Source organism: Streptomyces sp. DH-12 (assembly GCF_002899455.1).
Lineage (GTDB): Bacteria > Actinomycetota > Actinomycetes > Streptomycetales > Streptomycetaceae > Streptomyces.
This window is the reverse complement of sequence record NZ_PPFB01000001.1, coordinates 7,397,883-7,418,681: the sequence shown is the minus strand read 5'-3', so window position 1 is coordinate 7,418,681 and position 20,799 is coordinate 7,397,883. Positions and strand designations below refer to the sequence as shown.

At 67.7% G+C, this 20,799-nt stretch carries 19 protein-coding genes and 4 pseudogenes; 14 read left to right on the top strand and 9 right to left on the bottom strand.

Annotated elements, in window-relative coordinates; genetic code table 11:
• Positions 1-66: 66 nt before the first annotated feature.
• From C1708_RS32940 to C1708_RS34575, 3 genes are all read right to left on the bottom strand, one after another.
• Positions 67-246: a hypothetical protein gene (locus C1708_RS32940; protein WP_133169112.1), complete on the bottom strand. Its 180-nt coding sequence runs from the start codon at positions 244-246 to the stop codon at positions 67-69.
• A gap of 530 nt (positions 247-776) precedes the next feature.
• Positions 777-1,040, bottom strand: a complete 264-nt coding sequence (locus C1708_RS32930) for a hypothetical protein (protein WP_106416062.1) — start codon at positions 1,038-1,040, stop codon at positions 777-779.
• Positions 1,041-1,349: 309 nt separating this feature from the next.
• Positions 1,350-1,514 carry a hypothetical protein gene (locus C1708_RS34575; protein WP_198602676.1) on the bottom strand — a complete coding sequence of 55 codons (165 nt, stop codon included), beginning with the start codon at positions 1,512-1,514 and terminating at the stop codon, positions 1,350-1,352.
• Positions 1,515-1,815: 301 nt separating this feature from the next.
• Between C1708_RS34575 and C1708_RS32925 the strand changes: the two genes are divergently transcribed.
• From C1708_RS32925 to C1708_RS32915, 3 genes are all read left to right on the top strand, one after another.
• On the top strand, positions 1,816-4,380 hold the full coding sequence (locus C1708_RS32925; RefSeq protein WP_106416061.1) for a DEAD/DEAH box helicase: 2,565 nt from the start codon (positions 1,816-1,818) through the stop codon (positions 4,378-4,380).
• Positions 4,381-4,424: 44 nt separating this feature from the next.
• Complete coding sequence (locus C1708_RS32920) at positions 4,425-5,567, top strand: helicase associated domain-containing protein (protein ID WP_106416060.1); 1,143 nt, start codon at positions 4,425-4,427, stop codon at positions 5,565-5,567.
• Between the two features lie 201 nt (positions 5,568-5,768).
• Positions 5,769-6,317: a tellurite resistance TerB family protein gene (locus C1708_RS32915; protein ID WP_106416590.1), complete on the top strand. Its 549-nt coding sequence runs from the start codon at positions 5,769-5,771 to the stop codon at positions 6,315-6,317.
• Between the two features lie 9 nt (positions 6,318-6,326).
• Here the strand turns inward: C1708_RS32915 and C1708_RS32910 are convergent.
• Positions 6,327-7,132 (bottom strand): IS5 family transposase gene (locus C1708_RS32910; protein ID WP_502696128.1). Its coding sequence is split into 2 segments (ribosomal slippage): positions 6,327-6,811 and positions 6,811-7,132, totalling 807 coding nucleotides; the frame shifts between segments, so codons are not numbered across the junction.
• A 159-nt stretch (positions 7,133-7,291) separates the two neighbouring features.
• On the opposite strand from C1708_RS32910, the gene C1708_RS32905 reads away from it, so the two are divergent.
• Positions 7,292-7,483: a LysR family transcriptional regulator gene (locus C1708_RS32905; RefSeq protein ID WP_106416058.1), complete on the top strand. Its 192-nt coding sequence runs from the start codon at positions 7,292-7,294 to the stop codon at positions 7,481-7,483.
• Between the two features lie 9 nt (positions 7,484-7,492).
• Here C1708_RS32905 and C1708_RS32900 read toward each other — a convergent pair whose 3' ends face one another.
• Positions 7,493-8,275: a DUF6193 family natural product biosynthesis protein gene (locus C1708_RS32900; RefSeq protein ID WP_106416057.1), complete on the bottom strand. Its 783-nt coding sequence runs from the start codon at positions 8,273-8,275 to the stop codon at positions 7,493-7,495.
• A 266-nt stretch (positions 8,276-8,541) separates the two neighbouring features.
• Between C1708_RS32900 and C1708_RS32895 the strand changes: the two genes are divergently transcribed.
• The 4 genes and pseudogenes from C1708_RS32895 to C1708_RS32880 all read left to right on the top strand — a co-directional run.
• Positions 8,542-9,684: an ISAs1 family transposase gene (locus C1708_RS32895; protein ID WP_241911393.1), complete on the top strand. Its 1,143-nt coding sequence runs from the start codon at positions 8,542-8,544 to the stop codon at positions 9,682-9,684.
• 39 nt (positions 9,685-9,723) lie between these two features.
• Positions 9,724-10,662: pseudogene (locus C1708_RS32890) on the top strand (IS256 family transposase); the annotation flags it as partial.
• Complete coding sequence (locus tag C1708_RS32885; RefSeq protein WP_106416056.1) at positions 10,659-11,156, top strand: HAD domain-containing protein; 498 nt, start codon at positions 10,659-10,661, stop codon at positions 11,154-11,156. The pseudogene C1708_RS32890 and the gene C1708_RS32885, both read left to right, overlap by 4 nt.
• Before the next feature lie 39 nt (positions 11,157-11,195).
• Positions 11,196-11,567: pseudogene (locus C1708_RS32880) on the top strand (transposase); the annotation flags it as partial.
• Between the two features lie 193 nt (positions 11,568-11,760).
• On the opposite strand, the gene C1708_RS32875 reads toward C1708_RS32880, so the two are convergent.
• The 4 genes from C1708_RS32875 to C1708_RS32865 all read right to left on the bottom strand — a co-directional run bounded on the left by C1708_RS32875 (position 11,761) and on the right by C1708_RS32865 (position 15,511).
• The gene (locus tag C1708_RS32875; protein WP_274543368.1) at positions 11,761-12,501 is read right to left on the bottom strand and encodes a DUF6461 domain-containing protein; all 741 of its coding nucleotides are present in this window, start codon (positions 12,499-12,501) and stop codon (positions 11,761-11,763) included.
• 39 nt (positions 12,502-12,540) lie between these two features.
• Positions 12,541-13,845 (bottom strand): hypothetical protein, encoded by a 1,305-nt coding sequence (locus tag C1708_RS32870; RefSeq protein ID WP_133169110.1) that lies wholly within the window; start codon positions 13,843-13,845, stop codon positions 12,541-12,543.
• Positions 13,846-14,241: 396 nt separating this feature from the next.
• A complete protein-coding gene (locus C1708_RS34570; RefSeq protein ID WP_198602675.1) occupies positions 14,242-14,400 on the bottom strand; it encodes a hypothetical protein in 159 nt (52 codons plus the stop codon).
• Between the two features lie 34 nt (positions 14,401-14,434).
• Positions 14,435-15,511 (bottom strand): ISAs1 family transposase, encoded by a 1,077-nt coding sequence (locus C1708_RS32865; protein WP_106416053.1) that lies wholly within the window; start codon positions 15,509-15,511, stop codon positions 14,435-14,437.
• A gap of 238 nt (positions 15,512-15,749) precedes the next feature.
• On the opposite strand from C1708_RS32865, the pseudogene C1708_RS35520 reads away from it, so the two are divergent.
• The 6 genes and pseudogenes from C1708_RS35520 to C1708_RS36235 all read left to right on the top strand — a co-directional run.
• Positions 15,750-16,394: pseudogene (locus tag C1708_RS35520) on the top strand (RHS repeat-associated core domain-containing protein); the annotation flags it as partial.
• A gap of 401 nt (positions 16,395-16,795) precedes the next feature.
• Positions 16,796-17,551, top strand: coding sequence for a transposase family protein (locus C1708_RS32855; protein WP_106416052.1), 756 nt, complete (start codon positions 16,796-16,798; stop codon positions 17,549-17,551).
• Between the two features lie 2 nt (positions 17,552-17,553).
• Positions 17,554-18,189, top strand: coding sequence for an NsdA family TPR-like regulatory protein (locus tag C1708_RS34145; RefSeq protein WP_157951316.1), 636 nt, complete (start codon positions 17,554-17,556; stop codon positions 18,187-18,189).
• Positions 18,190-18,341: 152 nt separating this feature from the next.
• Positions 18,342-19,235: an IS21 family transposase gene (istA, locus tag C1708_RS32845; protein ID WP_157951315.1), complete on the top strand. Its 894-nt coding sequence runs from the start codon at positions 18,342-18,344 to the stop codon at positions 19,233-19,235.
• Between the two features lie 63 nt (positions 19,236-19,298).
• Positions 19,299-20,512, top strand: a protein-coding gene (locus C1708_RS32840) for an IS3 family transposase (protein ID WP_106416014.1) whose coding sequence is annotated in 2 segments (ribosomal slippage) — positions 19,299-19,554 and positions 19,554-20,512 — 1,215 coding nt in all. Because the reading frame shifts where the segments join, the coding sequence is not laid out codon by codon here.
• Between the two features lie 78 nt (positions 20,513-20,590).
• Positions 20,591-20,794: pseudogene (locus C1708_RS36235) on the top strand (Mu transposase domain-containing protein); the annotation flags it as partial.
• Positions 20,795-20,799: the final 5 nt, after the last annotated feature.

Genomic DNA, 20,799 nt, shown 5'->3' with positions numbered 1-20,799 from the left:
CGGCCCCGCTGCGCGGTGCCGTCAACGGGCCTTCGGCCCGAGTAGCAGCAAGAGGGGTCCGGGTGCTCAACCGCTACGCTCTTCGGCTTTCCTCTTGGCCCGGATCGCCACCCACTGCGCCACCACGTTGACCACGGCCACGGTGCCGGCGAAGGCAAACGCGTCGAGCCATGACTTGTCAGTGAAGACGCGCCACACCACTGCGGCCACCCCGTAGGTGGCAAGCCACACGGTCACAGCAACCACCCAACGCACCCGCCGCCGGGACCGTAACTGGGCCAACCATCCCTGGCTTTGCATATTGCTCGGCTACCCCCATGACCGCTTGTCAGCAAACTCCGTACTGCGGCCTGAACGGTTACAGGGAGGGGTTTTCGCCTTCCGCTCGGATCGCGTGCTGATGGCGCCTCAAGCGGATGAAACTCTGGACGGCGAGAGCCGGCCAGAGCAGTGCACAGGCTCCGGGGAACCACAGGTTGAACCCGGCGGGACCGTACTCCTTCCGCCACAATGCCAATCCGAACCAGCCCAGCATGAGGACAGCCACTGCGAGCTGCACCCACCGCGCTGTCCGCAGGGTTTCGGCCTGGCCCTCGGGTAACGGATACGAACGATCTGCCATGCCCATCGGCTACCCCCAGGGGGTGGCTGGGCACATCCGCCGTCCCACCGCCCATCCAAGGGTTCAGGCGCTAATGCCAGGGGTGGATCATCTCCTCCTGACGGTGACGGCGGAGGGTTCATAGGGTACGGAAAGCCCTACCTACCTGCGGCGGTCAACCGGCCGTGGCCGCCCCGACCAGCGCAACAGCCGCACCGCACAACAGCACCACAAGCGGCCATGCCGGCCGGCCGCGTCCGGTACGCCTGCGCCACAGCACCAGCCACAGCGCACACGCCGCCACGAACACGACCGTCACACCGCTCAGCTGACCCTGGCGCCACGCCACCCGCACGGCGTCAGGGTCAGCACCCCATACAAGAAGCGCAACGAGGACGCCCACGGTCAGCGCACACACCGCTTCCAGCAACCTGCTCATACGGTGTCCTTCTTCTCCGGCGTGTCCGTCAGGTCAGTACGCGGACGGAATAGACGGCTTGGCCTCGATGGTCTCCGTCCTGCGACCTTCTGCGTCCATGCTGGTGGACCGCCTGCTGACGGATCGTAGACGGGGGCCGGCCGTGGGCGCAGCCGAACCCGGCACCCCGCCGGAGCCGGATCCGCCCGATGATCTACGTCATGGCCATCGGCCGCCGACCGGCACGAGTATCCGACTCGCCATTCACACCAGACCTGTGACCTGCGACTTCACGATGCACGCCGCTCATTCTTACGGCTGGGTGCGTCCTTAGAAGTCGCGTGGTACTGCCGCGCCCTGGTCCTCGACCAGTCCCGCGCTGTCGGGGAGGTCGAGGACGGCGTCGCAGTGGTTGCACAGTTTGCCGTCCTCGGCCGGCGTGCCGCACGCCTTGCAGAACCGGTTGCCCTCGCCGTTCCCAATGCTCTGTGTCATGACTCTCCCCTGCAGGGTGGACAGTGGTGGGCAGGGAGTACCCCTGGTGTCTGCGTTGATTCCCTGTGAATCTGCTTCATTCTGTGCTTGCGATAGGTTTTGGAGTTGGATGGCTCCGCTGTTATGAGTTCTGTGTGGGTTCAGTGGTCCGCTTGAGGGTGGTCATCTGTGTTCAGAATCAGGGCGTGGGTCCGGTGTTGCGGTGTAGGCGCTGTGGGCCAGAGACCGTTTTGACGTCGACTGTTGGCTGTGTCGTGGTGTGGGCGTGCTGCGTCTGGTGTGCGGGAGAGGGTGGATTGAAATGGCGGTGAGGGAGCTTCGTCCTCATCAGCGGGAAGCCGTGGACGCGGTGCTTAGGGCGCTTGAATTGTCTGCACGATCTGCTGTGCCGGAGCGGGGGCTGCGTACTCAGGTGGTCATGGCGACCGGATCGGGCAAGACCCTGGTTGCCGCACGGAGTGCCGAGGAGCTGCGTGCGGGCCGCGTGCTAGTCCTGGTGCCCTCGCTGGATCTGCTCGCGCAGACCGAGGCCGCGTGGCGCGCGGGTGGCCGCACGGGCCCGATGATCGGGGTCTCGTCCCTGCGGGGTGAGGAGGCGTCCTTCCCGAACACCACGGACGTGGGCGAGCTGGTCGACTGGGTACGGCCGCTCGACAAGGTCACCGTGTTCGCCACGTACGCCTCGCTCGGGCTGGGCACGCTGGAGCGCGCGCACGCCGCCGGTCTTCCGGGCTGGTCGCTGATCGTCGTGGACGAGGCGCACCGGACGTCCGGCCGGATCGGCAGACCGTGGGCGGTCGTCCACGACAACACCCGCATCCCCGCCCTGCGGCGGCTCTACATGACCGCCACGCCGCGGCTGTGGCAACTGAACGAGGACTCCGAGGCTGTGCCAGGCACGCCGGGTGAGCTGGTCGCCTCGATGGAGGACGACCCGGACGGGCCGTTCGGGGCACGCTGTTACACACTGACGCTGTCGGAGGCGATCGACCGGGGGATCTGCGCGCCCTACCAGGTGGTGTGCCTGGACATCACCGACACCCAGCTCCAAGCCGCCCAGCTCCTGGGCGCTGAGGGCCGTTCGGACGAGGTCCGCGGGGCACGCCTCGCCGCGCTGCAGACCGCTCTGCTCAAGGCGTCGTCGGAGGAGGGCTTTAGGCGCACGCTCGTCTTCCATCACCAGGTCCGCGAAGCCGAGGCGTTCGCGGCTGGCCTGCCCCACGTCGCCACGCAGCTGCACGCTGCGGATCCCGAGCTGTACCCGCGCACGATCTGGGCAGACTGGCTGTGCGGCGACCACAAGCCGAACCACCGGCGCCGCGTCCTGGGTGAGTTCTCCAGGGGAATTACTGCTGGCGACACGGTCGTGGAGAAGACGTTCCTCGGATCCGTTCGCGTGCTGGGCGAAGGCGTCGACACCCGAGAATGTGACTCTGTGTACTTCGCGGACGTCCGCGGCTCCATGCCTGACCTCGTCCAGGCCGTCGGCCGCGCCCTGCGCATCCAGCACGGTGAAGGCAAGGTCGCCTCCCTCGTAGTGCCGGTCCTGCTCGAGCCGGGCGAGACGGCCGACAACATGCTCACCTCCCGGGCGTACGGCGGACTGGCGAAGTTGCTTGAGGCGCTGCGGGCGCACGATAGCCGTGTTGTGGAGCAGCTCGCCGAGCAGCAGGCCCGCAGCAGTGTGAGGGGCGTGCAGAGCCGCAGCGGCGGGCCGGAGGGTGAGGAAGCCGGGAGCGACCGTGGTCTGTCGGTGCCGGCCCGGGAGCTGCTGAAGTTCAGTACGCCGCGTGACCCGGCGCAGCTGGCCGCGTTCATCAACCTACGGGTGATCAACCCGGAACACGCTCACTGGCGGCGCGGCATCGAGGCCGCCGTCATCTACAACCGGCTCCACGGCGACCTGCGCGTGCCGTTCACCTACCGCGTCCCCGCCCACGACGGCCAGGAGGCCGACGCTGAGGGGTGGCCGGCCTCGCTCGCCGGGTTTTCACTTGGGCAATGGATCGCCGATGCCAGAAGGTTCTACGCCCGCGGGGACATGGACGCCGACCGTGTTGAACAGCTGGAGAAGCTGGGGATGGTGTGGTCGTACTACGACGTCGCCTGGGAAGAAGGACTTGCCGCGGCGCGCGGATGGGCCGAGGAGAACGGGCACCTGCTGGCACCGACCGACGCCACCCACCAGGGCTACCGGGTGGGCATCTGGCTGAAGAACCAGCGGGCTGCCGCCCGCCGGGCCGCCGAGATCGAGCAGCGGCGAGCCGAAGGCCTCCCCGTGGGGTCGGCGGCCGGCGCGCTGCCGGAGGAACGGCGCGAGCAGCTCGAGGACATCGACCCCTCCTGGTGCCCGAGCTGGCCGGTGGAATGGCAACGCTGCTTCCACCTCGTCCGGATGCATCTGGAGGCCGGCGGCGAACTGCCGGTGGAGCCGGGCAGCATCGTGCACCAGGGCGAGGACCTGGGGCGGTGGGTGCGGGCGCAGCGACTCAGCTGGGACAAGCTGACGACCGCGCAGCAGTGGATGTGCGGACACGTCCTCGGGATCGAGCCCGCGGCCGAGGACGAGAAGCCGAAGCCGCGCACCAGCCAGGCCGACAAATGGGCCATGAACTACGCCGCCGCCAAGCAGTTCTACGAGCGTGAGGGGCACCTGCGGGTGCCGAGGAAGCACATCGAACGGATCACCACCGGTGGCGAGCAGGACCCCGGTCACGACGGCGAACACGCAGGCCATGACGGTGAGGAGGCAAAGGAGCATCACCTGCGGCTAGGGGCATGGGTCAGTAACCAGCGATCCCGAGCCGCAGCGCTCACACCCGAGCGCGTCGAACAGCTCTCCGCCATCGGCATGCGGTGGATCTGACCACCCGACCGGTCAGGCGTAGCCTGGCTACCTTGGTACGCCATATGTACGCTATTTGTACGCCCTCCGGTCGGTACGGCGGTGCCGACAGCTCATCCTGGTGGGACCAGCCCTGGCCGAACGAGGAGTATCTGTGGCCGGCCCGTCTCCAGGCCACCCGGCCCGCCGGCGCCGATCCGGTCTGGTGGAAGGTCGCCGCCCGCGACCTGATCACCTATCCCGAGACCGTCGTCCTCGCACGTCTGCTGGCCGACCGCACCGTGCAAGAGCGCACCGCCACCGCATCGCGCCGACATCTCCCCTACCGGCTGGGCGAACTACCCGGGCTGCTGGCCGAGCTCGCTGACCAGCTCGGGCGGCCGTGGCTCGCCCACCACCTCGCCACCGTCACCCACGGGCCGCTGTTCACCTGGGGCCACTCCTGCGTACACGCCCCCACCTCACCCGTCAGAAGGCACTGTGGGCGGTGCACTCGGCCCACCGGCCCCGTCCCCTCAGCGACCTCCTCCCTCACCCCCCGGCCGCCGATGGCACTCCGCCCGCACCAAGGCCCGCCAGCCAGACAGCTGCGCGGTCACAGCCTCCAGGCCGAGCAGGCCTTCCGGACAGGCCTGGCTCAGGCCCATGCCTACCACCAGCTGCACGGGCACCTCGCCGTGCCCAAGGAAGACACCCCCGCCGGCTATCCGCTGGGCCACGGAGGTCGAGTTCCGCGCCGAGGACGACAGCGACGACGCCCCCGCTTCGAGGACGGCGAGCAGGTCGTCCGCGTCAGGACCGACGACTCGGGCAAGGCCACGGCGCCGACCCTGACCGCCGGTGAGGGCACGGACACGTACACGGTCGCCGCGTCGGTCGGTGACGCCATGACCCAGTTCGCGGTCGAGGTCGTCGCCGGTGACGGGCCCTCGGCGTCCCCGAGCCCGTCGCCCAGCACGAGCATCTCGGGCACGTCCGGCGGCACCGACTCCTCGACCACGGGCGGCACGTCGACGGACCTCGACCACGGGCGGCACGTCGACGGACCTCGACAGCGGCAGCCTCGCCTCGACCGGCACCGGCGGCATCGGCCTCCTCCTCGCGGCGGCCGCGGCCCTGGCCACGGTGGGCTTCGCGGCGTTCCGCCTCGCCCCGCGCCTGAGGCTCCGCTCGCGCGACGACGCGTGACGCGGCGGCACAGCACCTGACACCAGGCGTCACCGCGACTGACATCACGCGTCACGCACCCGATCACCGGGTGCGAGCAATCACCGTTTCAGGCGCCGGAGAAACAGGTGATGAGAGAGGTGCGCATTTTGCGGAACCTTTGCCCAGGGTCGGGCGTTGGGCCAGTGAGCGCGCGGGAGCGGGTTCGCGAGATGACTTCCGACGATTACCGAGGTGACTCAATGGCAGTCTGGGACAAGCTCAAGGACCAGGCCAAGGCTCTCCAGCAGAATCAGGGCGGGCGTGGCGCCACCGGTGGGCAGAGCGGGGGGACGAGGTCCGGCGGGGGCAGCAAGGCCCAGCTGATCGGTGTACTGAAGACGCAACTCGGCTCGCTGAAGACCGAGTTGAAGAGCGGTGCCTACCGGGACGCGAGCATGGCGGTGTGCGCGCTGGTCGCGGCGGCCGACGGGCAGGTGGATCCGGCCGAGCGGCAGCAGGTCGAGTCGATGATCCTCAGCAACGACGTGCTCCAGAACTTCCCGCCGGAGCAGCTGCGGCAGCGTTTCAACAAGCATGTCGACCAGCTCACGATGAACTTCCAGCACGGCAAGGCCGAGGCCATGCAGGAGCTCGCCAAGGCCGCCAAGAAGCCCACCGAGGCCCGGGCCGTGATCCAGACCGGCATGGTCATCGCCAGTACCGACGGCCACTTCTCCCAGGCAGAGGCGACGGTCCTGCGCGAGGCCTGCGCGACGCTGGGGCTGTCCCCGGCCGAATTTCAACTCTGAGAGCTTGTCTCACGTGGTGAGTTTTGCGAGTTTCTTGTAGCAGGTCAGGGCCGCTGCGAGTCCGAGGAAGGCCAGGAAGTGGCTGCCTTTGCGCTCGTACCGGACGGTCAGGCGGCGGTAGCCGAAGAGCCAGGAGATCGACCGTTCGATCTTCCAGCGGTGCCGGCCGAGACGCTCGCTGGACTCGATGCCGGGTCGGGCGATGCGCGGGACGATGCCCCGCTCGCGCAGCCACTTCAGCCTCTCGGCGGAGTGGTACGCCTTGTCGGCGCGGAGCCTGCCGGGCCGACGTCTGCGGGGGCCGCGCCGGGAGCGGATGGCGGGGATGCCCAGCACCAGCGGCAGGAGCGCCTGGCTGTCATGAACGTTCGCCCCTGAGACGCCAAGGGTGAGAGGGAGGCCCTGGGCGTCGGCCAGGACATGGAGCTTGCTGCCTTTCTTGCCCCGGTCGACCGGATTGCGCCCGGTCAGCGATCCCCCTTTTTCGCGCGGACGGAGGCCGCGTCCACGATCGCCGAGGTCCAGTCCACCTCGCCACGGGCGCCGAGTTCGTCCAGAACGGCCTGGTGCAGCCGCCGCCACAGCCCGTCCCTGGTCCATGCGGAGAACCGGCGATGGGCGGTGGCCGGCGAGACGCCAAATGTCTCCGGCAGGTGCCGCCAGGCACAGCCGCTGGTCAGCACGTACACCACAGCCGTGAACACCGCCCGCTCATCCACCGGGGCCGTGCCTCCGCCTTGCGGACGGGAAGCGAACGAAGGCAGCAACGGTGCGACCAGTGACCAAAGTTCGTCAGGAACCAACCGCTGCGACAAACCAACACCCATGGCACAGCATCATGCCGCATCCACCTCACACCACGTGAGACACCCTCTTATGCCGTCTTCGTGAGACTCGCTGGTCGAAGCGTTCACCCTTTTGGGTGGTGGGATTCCGGCTCGCTCCGCCCACTGTTGTTCCGCTGACACCCTTGTCTGCGCGGGTCATCGTCCGCGGCCCGGGCTCTTGGCACCACACGGCCCGCCTTGACGGCCCAGATCATCCGCCTTGAGCGAGACCTCGGTCAGCCCTTGCTGGAACGTGCTGAACGCGGCCGAGCCATGCAGCCCACTCCATTCGGCAGGAAGGTCGCCGCTGCTGTCGAGGTCCTTCGCTCACGCGGGTGACAAAGCGCCCTATTGCGGATGCCGATCATTCGCGGTCCCGGCGACCGCCGGCCCGCAGTTCTCTGGAAGGCCATTCAGCACCAGCGCGACAGCGTCCTCCGCGGTCTCGGCTTCGCCGATGACTGTTCCACGGGACGGGCCGCAGATGCGATATCGGCCGTCGCGCAGCGGATCAACGAACGGAACGTCCCATGAGTACGGGAAGCCGGTGCAGGTGGTGAAATGAAGCGACCAGTGGCTGGTGAGTGGATACAACTGCCGCAGCTTCGGTTCGGCGGAGGCGGCCTCAGCGAGCTCAAGCGTCTGGCGCGCGAGGTCGAGCCGATCGGCCTCTTGGCGCAAGTCCTCCAGGAGAAGTCGCCACTGCACGGTGACCGCTGCGGCTGGACCGCGTTCATGCGCTTCGGCCAGCTCGCTCACCTCGATGAAGGGAGCGACCTTCTGGATCTCGCGGAGTTTGGCCCCGTTACGCCAACCTGCCGCGGCTCGGGCCAGCTCGCCCAGATCGGAGGTCGCCCCAGAGAGCAGCTGAACCCCTTGGCGCAGGCCATTGATGTTGAACCAGCGGCTCTCCGCCCCGATGAAGATCCAGCAAGGTTCCCGGCCAGCGGCTGTGCTGGCGACCCCAGCTGACCGCAGTGGGTCCGACTCATTGCACAGCACCACATCGAGATCGAGACCCTGTTCGGCAGCTGCCAGTTCCAGAGCCGCAGCAAGACTGCCGGCAGCCGCAAGATCCGGATAGAGATCAGCGTCGGCGGGAGTGGCAGGGCGAGGGGAATTTGAGGTCACCGCCGGAGTCTGCCGTCTGCGCTGAGGAAATGGCCACCCTCGTGAGACTGATCTTCCATGCCACACTGTCAGGGGCCGTTGCATGATCGCGATCCGTCCGGAACGTCGCGCTGGTCCGGTCCTGGAGGGGACGTCCCGGTTCGGGCAGGGGGTGGACGCAGTGCAGGCACGGTCTCGGTGATCATGTGAGTGTCGAAGTCCCATGAACACCTGGCGAGTCCGTGCCTGCTCCTGCATCTTCTCCCATCCCCACCGCGCTGGACCAATTGGGCCGGACTGCCGCGCCGGTCCCGCTGGCGGACGCGGTCACGCTGTCCGGTTTCCTGGGTCTGGTGCCCGATCCGCGAGGCGTCCGTGGCCGCCGCTACCGGTTGTCCGCCCTGGTCGCCGCGGCCGCTGCCAGTGTCCTGGCCGGTGCCCGCTCGCTCACCGCGATCACGGAATGGATCGGCGACATCCCCGCGTGGGCCTGCCGGGTTCTCGGCTTCCCCGTCGACCCGCTGACCGGCACCGTGTCCGTCCCGCACCCCCACACCCTGCGCCGTCTGCTCGTCCAGCTCGACGGCGACGCCCTGGACCGGGCGATCGGCGCCTTCCTCACCGCCCGCGCCACCCCGGCCGGCCCCGGACTGCGGGCGATCGCTGTCGACGGCAAGGCCCTGCGCGGCTCGCGCACCCACGTCACCGGGCACGTCACCCTGCTCGCCGCGATGGACCACACCGGCCACGTCCTGGCCCAGCGCCAGGTCACCGACAAGAGCAACGAGATCCCCGCCTTCCGGCCCCTGCTGGACAGCGTCGACCTGACCGGCACGGTCATCACCGCCGACGCGCTGCACACCCAGCACGCTCACGGCACCTACCTCCGCGAGCGCGGTGCCCACTACATCGCCCAGGTCAAGGCCAACCATCCCGGCCTGTTCGACCGCGTTCGCCGCCTGCCCTGGCGCGAGATCACGCTCGACCACTACGACCGCACCCGGGCCCACCACCGCCTGGAGATCCGTCGGCTGAAGACCGCCGCCTTCGCCCACTTCGGCTGTCCCGACGCCCGCCAGGCCCTTCAAGTCGTGCGTTGGAGGAAGGACTTCACCAGCGGCAAGCTCACCATCGAGCGCGTCTACCTGATCACCAGCCTGCCGCCCGGTGCGGTCACCGGCGCCCAGCTCGCCGACTGGATCAGAGGCCACTGGAAGATCGAAAACCTTCTGCACCACGTCCGCGACCGAACGTTCCACGAGGACGACTCCACAATCCATGTCGGCCATCTCCCGCGCATCATGGCCGGCCTGCGCAACCTCGCCATCGGAGTCCACCGCCAGGACGGCCACACCAACATCGCCGCCGCCCTACGTCACACCGCCCGCGACTGGCGAAGGCCCCTGGCCGCCCTCGGCATCACCGGATGAATCCGGACAGACCTCGATCATGCAAGGGACCCTGGGTGCCGGAAGTCCCCGAAGATCAGCGAGGTCCTGCCCCTGCTCTACCTGCACGGTCTGTCCTCCGGCGACTTCGTGCCCGCGATGGAGCAGTTCCTCGGCTCGGCCGCTGGGCTCTCGCCGGCCACGGTGACCCGGCTGACTAAACAGTGGAGCGACGACCACGCCGCCTTCCAGGACCGGGACCTGTCCGGATCCGACTACGTGTACGTGTGGGCCGACGGCGTCCACCCCAAGGTCCGCCTCGGCCAGGCCCGCTCCTGCGTCCTGGTCCTCATGGGCGTGCGCACCGACGGCAGCAAGGAGCTGATCGCGCTCGCCGAGGGCTTGCGCGAGTCGACCGAGTCCTGGGCCGACTTCCTGCGGGACTGCCGCCGGCGCGGCATGCGCGATCCCGAGCTCGTCGTCGGCGACGGAGCCATGGGTCTGTGGCGGGCCCTGGCCGAGGTGTTTCCGCAGGCCAGACATCAAAGGTGCTGGGTTCACAAAACCCGGAACGTGGTCAACGCTCTGCCGAAATCGGCCCAGCCCGGCGCGAAGAAGGCGCTGCAGGAGATCTACAACGCCGAGGACCGCGATCACGCCGAGAAGGCGGTGAAGGACTTCAGGCGTGCCTACGGCGGGAAGTGGCCCAAGGCCGTCAAGAAGATCACCGACGACGTCGATGAACTCCTGGCGTTCTACGACTTCCCGGCCGAGCACTGGGTCCACCTGCGCACGACAAATCCGATCGAGTCGACCTTCAGCACGGTAAAGCTGCGGACCAAGGTCACCCGCGGTGCCGGCAGCCCGGCCGCGGCCCTGGCGATGGTGTTCAAGCTCGCCGAGTCCGCCCAGGCCCGCTGGCGCGCGATCACCGCACCCCACCTCGTCGCCCTCGTCCGCAACGGCGCCCGCTTCGAACGCGGCGTCCTGGTCGAGCGTGAGCAAGAGGCTGCGGCATGAGTGAGCGCAAGGAACGCCCGCTGCTGTTCCTGGACGTCGACGGACCTCTCCTGCCGTTCGGCGACGGCCCGCAGCGCGAGCCGTCAGGCACCGCGACAGATTCGCACCTGACGCGGCTCGACCCGCGCGTCGGGCCTCGCCTCGCGGCACTGCCGTGCGAGCTGGTCTGGGCCACCACCTGGGAGGAGGAGGCGAACACCGACATAGCACCGCGGCTCGGCCTGCCACCCCTGCCGGTCGTGCACTGGCCGGAACCCTCCGACGAGCATGAACGCGAGGACCAGTGGTACGGGCTCCACCGGAAGACCCGAACCTTGGCGGCATGGGCGGACGGACGCCCGTTCGTCTGGGTCGACGACGAGATCACCGATGCCGATCGGGACTGGGTGTCCACCCACCACCCCACCCCGGCCCTCCTCCACCGCATCGCGTCATCCCGCGGCCTTACCAACGAAGACTTCGCGATCCTCGATCAATGGCTGCGGGCCACTTGAGGCTCCCGCGGTGATCCACAGGAATTGACAATTGCTCACTCGCCGCAGTTCGAACCCGTACTGGAGAAAGTCCGCGTGCCCCGCATCGGACCGGGCCGGCCACGCGTCCGCCCTGATCGGGTCCGCGCAGACAAGGCGTACGCCTCCCGCAGAAACCGCGCCTACCTGCGCCGCCGCGGAATCCGCTGCACCATCCCGGACAAGGCCGACCAGGCACGCAACCGCCAGAAGCTCGGCTCCTGCGGCGGCCGGCCACCGCATTTCGACCCGGTCGACTACCGCGAGCGCCATGCGGTCGAGTGCGGGATCAATCGCCTCAAGAGGCACCGCGCTGTCGCCACGCGATACGACAAGCTCGCGGTCCGCTACGAGGCGACTGTCCTCGTCGCTGCCATCAACGAGTGGCTGTGACCCTCGGCCGTTACGCGGTAGGATCCACGTTCCACGTCTCCGGCAGATCGCTGCCGCAGAAGACGCAGACGAAGTCGTCCTCGCGCGATGTTGTGCTCCTGGCAGTCAGGGCACCGCCGGAACACCACCTCGTGGGTGAAGCCGGAGGGCTGCCCGAGCCCTACATGGTCCAGAGCACGGGCGACTGCCGACCTCAGGTGACGGGGACGTTGACGGCTTGCCTCATGGTGGGTGGCGGGGGTGGTCCAGGCCGGGCGGGGACGCCCCGCACGCCCTTGGGAGGCCGTGGTGCTTGCTGGGGAGTTTGAGGGGCGGGGGTGAGGTCGCTGTCATCGAGCCGCAGGGTGAGCAGCGGCCCGTCGAGGATGCCCGTGTCGAGTACGGCTCTGGTGTGGCGTGCTGTCGCTTCCAGTACCGGGACGAGGCCGGGGAATTCTTCGCTCGATGCGTCTAGCCGCCCCTGCACTGCATCCCACCAGGGGTGTGGAGGACGAGGTTTGGTGCCGGTGGCGCCCGGCTCGAACCGCTCGGTGCACTGTCCGTCCCGCCAGTAGGCGAAGCCGTTCATACCGTCTCCGCCTCGCAGTACGCTGAAGGTCTCCGTGCCGCGGGACAGCGCGGACAACGGGCCGGGCATGCATCCCATGACCCCGTAGTCCTCAAAGCAGAACGACCAGTCACCCGTCCGCCCTGCCCGCAGTACCGAACCCTCCGGCAGGTCGTCACCGGCCAGCTGGGCGGCCTGCTGCCGGGTGAGAAGCCGGGCGGTGCGGGCGTCGGCTCCGTAGCGGGCGAGCACTTCTTCAGGAGTGATGCCGTAGGTGATGGTCACGCACCACATCACGGCGCGCGGATCCTCGGCCCATGCCCATGGCCCGGTGGTGGAGTTTTTCACTGGGGCTCCTTCGGGTTTGCCGGGCGGGGCCCCGAGCATTATTTTCGGGGCCCCGGCGTAGTGCTGCTGTCTCCTCTGTTACTCGATGACGGAGACGTTGTACTTCTCGATGTCGAGGATGCGCGCGCTCTTCACGAGCGCACCATACTTGCCGCCAGCAGACGAATTGGCCTCCCCGGAGACGTGGGCACGCACGCACGGCTCTTCGTAGGTGAACGGCTTGTCAGTCCGAGCCGGATAGATCCACCATGCCCCGTCCTCGTACCGCGGGATGATGTCGGCGCACAGAGCGCCGTCGGTCCCTCCCTCGAGGGAGCCGGCGAAGGGGAACTCGTCACAGGTGTCCCCCGGAACTTCATCGTACATATGTACGAACGGGTCGCTGCTTCCCTCCTCGCAGGTCCGCTTCCGGTTGGCTGTGTTGAGGCCGTCCGCCCGAGTCAGCGGGGCCCAGTCGCGCAGGCGGCCCTGAGCGAAGCTGTAAGCCGCCGAAGCTGCGGCGTGCTTCGGGTCGGACAGCGAGTATTTGAGGCTGGCGCGAATGTCGGAGAAGACGCAGCCGGGTGTGATGAGCTCGGCGTCGCAGCGAAGATTGGCCTGGTACGGGAGCTCCCAACTGACGTTCGGCTTGGTGGGGGTGGTGCCCGTCGCGGTGATGTACATGTGGTATTTGGTGCGGATATTGTCCCGCATACCGGAAGCTACATTGCTGGTGTAGGTGACCGATCCGGATGCCTCTGCGCCCTGGCCGAGGGTTTTTGCCCCAGTCCAGGGGCGGTTGTTGGTCGGGGAACAACTCGAGGTGCAGTCCACGTCGAATTTGATATTGACGTTGCTTACGGCATTGGTCACCTTGGTCACCTTGACGGTGATCAGTTCGTTCCAGGTGAGGCTGTCGTACCTGAGGTTCATGCTGCTCTTGACGTCTATTAGAGCAGTACCCAGGACGGCGCCCTGTTCGTCGCTGAGCGTGAAGGTCACTTCCTTGCCGTTCAGGCATATGCCTTTAGTTCGTTCCCAGGTCCACTTGCCCGGCTTGGTTATGTCGCAGGCTTCGACAGTGTCGGCCTCCTCGGCAGTCCGCGCCGTTACGGTGCTGGATGCCTTCATCGGCCTTGTCTCGACGCACGCCTTGACCGCGCCACCTAAGGCCGCACGTTCGGAGGCGGCGACGGGAGAACACGATTCCTCGATACTAACCATTGCCTGGCCACGCTCAGGCTCCGTCGGCAGGTCAACGGTCTTGGCGACACCGAGCGCCTGCTGTCTGTTCTCCGGCTGCCGGGCTTCGTCAGCAGCCTTGGCGCTACCTGCCAAGGAAAGAGAGGCTACTGCTGCCAGCGAGGCTGCTAATGAGGACAGCCGCCGGGCGTGACGATTCATCAATTTCTCTCCCTCGCGCACACTCAGGACACCCGCATAGATGTGCGGGATTCGTGAGGGATCCTACGGACGGCTGTGGCGCAGGTGCGCGGAGTGACTGAAAAATGATGACAGGGAATCACCTTTTGGCTCAGAAAGCCCTTTCGTGGTTGCTGTAACTGTAACGCATCCCAAACTGCTGGGTAATTGAAAAAAGCCATCCGGTTAACCGCAAATTATCGCGCTGCATCTGTAGCGAGACGTGGAAGCGCGAACGATTCGCTTGCGCTTGCTGACACGCGACGCCGTGCCCTTTACCCCGTCTGACCGTCAAGCCGAGGTCCTCCTATACGGACCACAACCAAGGCATAGTCGATCATCGTCAGTTAGGTTCCCCCGCTGCGCGGGAGTGGCTGACTAGCAGGTCAGATCGGGTTGACGTGGTTTCAGGTTCCCTTGTTCGGCCGCTGCCTGGTCGGCGTAGTGCTTCTCCTCGTACTCGATCGGGCTGAGGTAGCCGAGCCGTTTCTGGATGCGGCGGGGGTTGTAGAAACCGTCGATGACCCTGTTGCCCAATTGATCTCATGCTGCGAGCAGGGCTGATGCGTTCTCAGCTTTCAAGATCGAGTAGTTGGAGTGCGTGGTCGGTCCGTGACCGGTAGTGGTCGGTGGCGGCGGCGATGTTCGTCCAGCCGGCCTGGCGGATGAGGCCGATGGCGAGGTTGCGGAAGGTCGCCATCGCGCGGGGCGCGGTTCCGGTGCGGACGCGAGAGGCGTCCTCGGCGAAGGTCACGTCCCGCACGTGGTGCAGGGCCTCGACCTGCCAGTGCCCACGGATCAGTTCGGCGAACTGGGACGCGGTGGCCTGCTCGGGGGTGAGGCTGGTGACCGCGTAGATCGTCTTGATGGTGGTCTTCCCGGTCGTGCGGTTCGTGCGACGGCGCTTGACCTCGATGGCCTGGACGGCGTGCGGAAAGAGCAGGCCCGGCTGGACTGTGCAGACTTTGAGGCGGCGTATCTCGCCTCGCCCGTGTGCCCGTTCGCGGGTGCGGTGCTGAAGCGGGACCTCGCGCCAGGGCAGTCGCCGTAGCTGGCGGCGGAGCTTTTTCTGGTTGCCTTTGACGACGAGGATGTAGTGGGCACCCCGGGCGGTGATCTGCTCGGCGTGATCGGTCTGGGTGTGCATCGCGTCGGCGGTGATCACGTGGCCGTGCAGGTGAAGCCGGTCCAGCAGCGGGGTGAAGGCGGGGATTTCGTTGCTCTTCGCAGCGATCTGTCGCTGGGAGATCACTGCCTGGGACTCGTGCAGGACGGCGGCCAGGAGGTGAACGGCGTTCTGGTCGCCGTTGCGGCTGCCGCGCACGGTCTTGCCGTCGACGGCCAGGCCTACCAGCGGCTGGTCGTCCTCGACCGGGTCGGCCGCGTGTCGGGCGAGCCAGACGCCGATGGCGTCGTCGAGTGCGTCACCGTCGATGCGGGACAGCAGGCGGCCCAGGGTGGTGGCGCGTGGGAGGCTGCCGAGCCCGATCCGCGTGCGCACTTCGGCGGGGGCGTCCGTGGCGAACCGGGCGATGCCGGCCAGGGTGGTCGCCCCACCCAGGACCGCGAGCAGGCACAGGGCGAGCAGAGAACCCAGCCGGTAACGGCGGCCCCGCACCCGCCTGGGATCCGGGAGCTGGTCCAACATAGCGCGGAGCGAGGTGAGTTCCTCGGGCGGGCGGCATGGATCGATGACCCCGCAGTGGCGCTGCAGGAAACCGATCAGGGATGATGACACGCGAACGCGACCCCTGTTCGTGATCAAAGGCTTCGAGAACCTTGATCATCAGAGGTCGCGTTCGCCATCTCCAACCCGGACGACCAGCCCGTCCCGTCGCAGACACCCGCAATCAGCACGTCTCGCCGAGTGAGAACGCATCAGCCCTGAACCCGGGGACACGCTGAACTCCATGACGACCGGGGGCAAGTCGTACTACTACCTCACCGACGCGCTCGGCTCCGTCGTCGCGCTCGCCGACGAGACCGGCATCAAGGTCAACACCTACGCCTACAGCCCCCGCGGCGTGCAGCGCAGCACCACCACCGACCAGGTCCCCCAGCCCTATCGCTTCGCCGGCGGCTACCAGGACCCCACCGGCCTGTACCACTACTCCGCCCGCTACTACGACCCCAACATCGGCCGCTTCACCAGCCCCGACCCCTCCGGCCAGGAGAAGAACCCCTACCTCTACGCCGAAGGCGACCCCGTCAACCGCATCGACCCGGGCGGCCTCGCTTCGTTCGGCTTCAACCTCGAAGGGTGCTACTACCTGTGCCTCGGAGGCGGCCTCACCGTAAATGACGACGGTTCTTGGCATCCGAGTCTCAGCTTGGGGGCCGGCAGCCCCGGAGTGAGCGGTGGAGTAGAAGGCAGCGGAGGCGACGCCAATAGCGGTGTGACGGGCGAGCTTGAATGCTCGGCCGGCTTTTACCGGGCCTCAGCGAGCACGCAGGGCGACACATCTGCGGGAGCTTCAACGGAGTACTCCAGCAATCCGAAGTGTTCCGCGAAGGCCAAGTACACCTGGTGACACAGGCACGTAACGTGCCCTCAGACGAAGGGACCAAAGAGCCATGACTTTCCCACTAGCAGCTCCTGGAGGCGGCCTCGACCTGCCAGTGTGGGGACAGGTGGCCTTCGTCATCGTCGCCGCGATCGTGGGAGTCTTCATCGTGACAGGGCTGCTTCGCAAGCGGCGCAGATGAAGCGGCCAACCGTACGGGTGCGGGGCACCGCGTCCAGGCGATAGCGGGACAGGGCCTCTGACTCGGTGGGCCTTCCCCGGGCGATCCCGGGGAAGGCCCACCGAGTGCCATGGAGCCCTTTTCAAGCTGCGGTGTCTGACCGCGAGTTGGACCGTCCTGCGCAACGACGAAGCTCCTGGTAGACGGGTTCTCGACCAAGATCGCCCTTATCCGCCAGGAGCTTCGCGTGCTTGTCTATCCGTCCTCGATTGATCTGTCCAGCCGCACCCTGCGGTTCCTGACCGGACAACTGACAGCCCGGCGGCAGGAGATCGGAACGCGGTGGCGGCGCCTTCCCGCCGCACGTCAGGCACTGCTCGCCCTGGCCCATCTACGGTGCGGTGACACCTACGCCCAGCTCGCTGCCGGGTTCGACATCGGGATCGCGACCGTCTACCGCTACATACGTGAAGCCGTCGAGGCCCTGGCCGCCCTTGCCCCGTCCCTGGCCGAGGCGATGAAGACGATCCGGACGAAGGCGTTCGTGATCCTCGACGGCACCCTGCTGCCGATCGACCGCATCGCCGCCGACACCCCGTACTACTCCGGGAAACACAAACGCCACGGCATGAACGTCCAGGTCCTCACCGATCCGTTCGGACGGCTGCTCTGGGCCTCGCCGGCTCTGCCCGGCTCGACTCACGACCTGACCGCCGCGCGGCAGCACGGCATCATCGAAGCCCTCGCCGATGCGGAACTCAAATGCTGGGCGGACAAGGCATATCAAGGCGCTGGCGGACCCGTCCGCGTACCGTTTCGGGGCCGCCGCCTCAAGCGATGGAAGCGTCGCCACAACACCACCCACGCCAAGATCCGCTGCCTCGGCGAGCGGGCCATGGCCACCATCAGGGGCTGGCGCCTCCTGCGGAAGCTCCGCCGCAGCACCAACCGAATCACCGACGTGGTGAAGGCCGTCCTCGTCCTTCACCACGCATCAGCGTGAGGTTGGAAAAGGCTCACTGGCTCAGCGGATCCGTCCCCCGCGGCGACACGCCCCGCTACCTCGCAGTCGCCCTCTCCCGGCGCCTGGGCCGCCTGCTGACCCTCGCCGACCTCGGCCTGCCCTGCCCGGCAGAGGCAGACAGTGACACCATCGGACTGTCCCTCGGGAACGACCCGCTGGATGTCCTGCTGCCGATGTGGAGGTACGAGTTGGACCGCCGCCGCTTCCTGTCGGCCTCCGCCTACTCCGTGGCCGCCGCCGCCCTGCCCCTCAACCACGTCCAGGACATCACCGCCCGCACCGCGGCCGCCCGCACCGGCCACACCGTCGGCATGACCGAAGTCGCCGCCGTCCGCGACATGATCCACGCCTTCTCCGAGATGGACGAACGCCACGGCGGCCACCACGGCCGCAGCGCCCTGGTCACCTACCTCCGCGGCGACGTCGCCCCGCTGTGCCGGGCCCGTTTCCGCAGCGACGACGTCCGCCAGCAGATGCTCTCCGCCGCCAGCCGCGGCGTGCACCTGCTGGGCTGGAAAAGCTACGACGCAGGCCAACAAGGCCTCGCCCAGCGCTACTACCTCCAGTCCTACGCCCTGGCCACCGAATCCGGCCTACGCGGGCACGACTGGCTTTAACGGTCTGATTTGGCCCCGGTTTTCCGGTCTGACGTGGCCCCACCTCGACGGCGCACGGGAGCGTTGGGGGGTTGTTCCGGTCTCATTTGGCCCCACCTGGGTGGTGGGCTGGGGATGGTCTGGGAGGGGCCATCGTGAGGGGGCGGGGCCGGGTGGATGTGTCGAAGGACGAGTTGTTCCTGCGGATCCGGCGGGACTCCTGGCACGAGGGTTTGTCGGTCCGTGCTCTGGCCCGGAAGTACCGGGTGCATCGTCGGCTGGTGCGGGAGGCGTTGTCGTCGCCCGCGCCGAGGCCGCGGAAGACGCCGGTGAGGCCGTTACCGAAGCTTGACCCGTTCAAGAAGACCATCGATGAGTGGCTGCTGGCCGATCTGGAGGCGCCGCCGAAGCAGCGGCACACGGTTCAGCGGATTTTGAGCCGGCTGCAGCAGGAGCGTGGGGCGGACCTGGCTTACAGCACGGTCTGGGACTACGTCTCGCGGCGGCGGAAGGAGATCACGGAGGCCGCTGGGGCGGTGCCGACGGCGGGGTTCGTGATTCGTCACAACCGGCTGGGCATGGACGCCGAGGCCGATTTCGGCGAGGCGTGGGTGGACATTGCGGGTGAGCGCACGAAGTGTTACCTGTTCACGTTCCGGCTGGCCTACTCGGGCAAGGCGGTCCACCGGATCACGACGTCGTGCGGGCAGGAAGCCTTCCTGGACGGCCATCTGCATGCTTTCCGCACGCTGGGTGGTGTCCCTGGAGGGCAGATCCGTTACGACAATCTGTCACCGGCGGTGTCTCGGGTGATCCGGCGGAGCCGGTCGCGGGAGGAGCATCCGCGCTGGACGGCGTTTCGCCAGCATTACGGTTTCACCCCTTTCTACTGCGAGCCGGGACTGCGTGGGGCTCATGAGAAGGGAGGGGTGGAGGGGCAGGTCGGCTACTTCCGCCGGAACTACCTCACGCCGGTTCCGCGGGTGGAGTCGCTGGACGAGCTCAACGCCGCGTTCGCGCAGTTCGAGCGGGCGGAGGAGGGACGGCGGATCGGAATGCGGATCTGAGGTGGCCCCTGGGGTGTGGACACTCTGACAATGGATCTTGATGGTCTGAGGAAGGGTGTCCTGGTGGGACGTAGGTCTCCGTATCCGGAGGAGTTCAGGAACGACGCGGTGGCGTTGTATCGCGCGGCCGCGGGTCGGCGCACGTATGCGGCGGTGGCGGCGGATGTCGGGGTGACCGGCGAGACGCTGCGGTCCTGGGTGCGCCAGGCCGACGAGCAGGCGGGCCGGGCCCGCGGCACCGACGGCCCGGTGGAGGGCAGGGACGAGGAACTGACCCGGCTTCGGGCCGAGCTCGGCAGGCTGCGCAAAGCCGAGGCCGAGTGGCAGTTGGAGCGGGAGATCCTGCGGCGGGCGGCCCAGTATTTCGCCCGGGAGATGAAGGCATGACCGGCCGCTGGGACTTCATCTCCCTCCACCGCGCCGACTTCGGCGTGCAGCGGATATGCCGTGTCCTCGGGGTCTCGCGCTCGGGCTACTACCGGTGGACGGCTGGCGCGGTCGCCCGCGCCGAGCGCCGGGCTGCCGACGACGCGCTGGTCGCGGAGATCCGCCAGATCCACGACGACCACCGCGGCACCTACGGAGTGCGGCGCGTGCACGCCGAGTTGCGGGGCTTCGGGCACACGGTCAACCGCAAGCGGATCGAGCGGCTGATGCGCCGCGAGGGGATCGAGGGCCGACACCTGCGCCGGCGCAAACGCACCACGATCCCCGACCGGCTCGCGCCGCCCGCCCCGGACCTGGTCCGACGCGACTTCGCCGCCGACCGCCTGGACGAGAAGTGGTGCGGCGACATCACATACGTGCAGGTCGGCGGCACGTGGCTGTATCTGGCCTGCGTCTTGGACATCTGCTCGCGCCGGGTGCTCGGCTGGTCGATGGCCACGCACATGCGCACCGAGCTGGTCGTCGACGCGCTCACGATGGCGGTGGCGACCCGCGGCGGCCACGTGGACGGAGTGATCTTCCACGCGGACAGGGGCTCGCAATACACCTCGGCGGCGTTCGCCCAGGTCAGCGCCCATTTCGGCATCCGCAGGAGCATGGGCCGTGTCGGGTCGAGCTACGACAACGCCCTCGCCGAGAGCTTCTGGCAGGGGCTGAAGAGAGAAGCGATGCAGACGGTGTTCACGACGGTACGACAGGCCAGGCTGGAGATCTTCCAATGGCTCACCTACTACAACGCTCGCAGGCGGCACAGCTCACTCGGCTACCTCTCACCTGTCGAGTTCGAACAGCAGCACCGGGCAGAGCATAGACTCACGCTCGCGGCATGAACCCCCGTGTCCACACTCCAGGGGACGCCTCAGATCCGCACCATCGGGCAGGACTTCGCCCAGGAGGCGCCGCTGCTGATGCCGCTGCCGGACGAGACGTTTGAGACGGGGGTCGTGTTCACTCCCCGTGTCGACCGCTACGGCATGGTCGCGGTGAGGGTCTGCCGATACTCGGTCCCGGCCCGGTTCATCGGCCGGCGGGTGAGGGTGATGCTCCGCTTGAGCGAGCTGGTCGTCTTCCACGGCCGCACCGAAATCGCCCGTCATCCGCGGCTGACCGCGAAGGG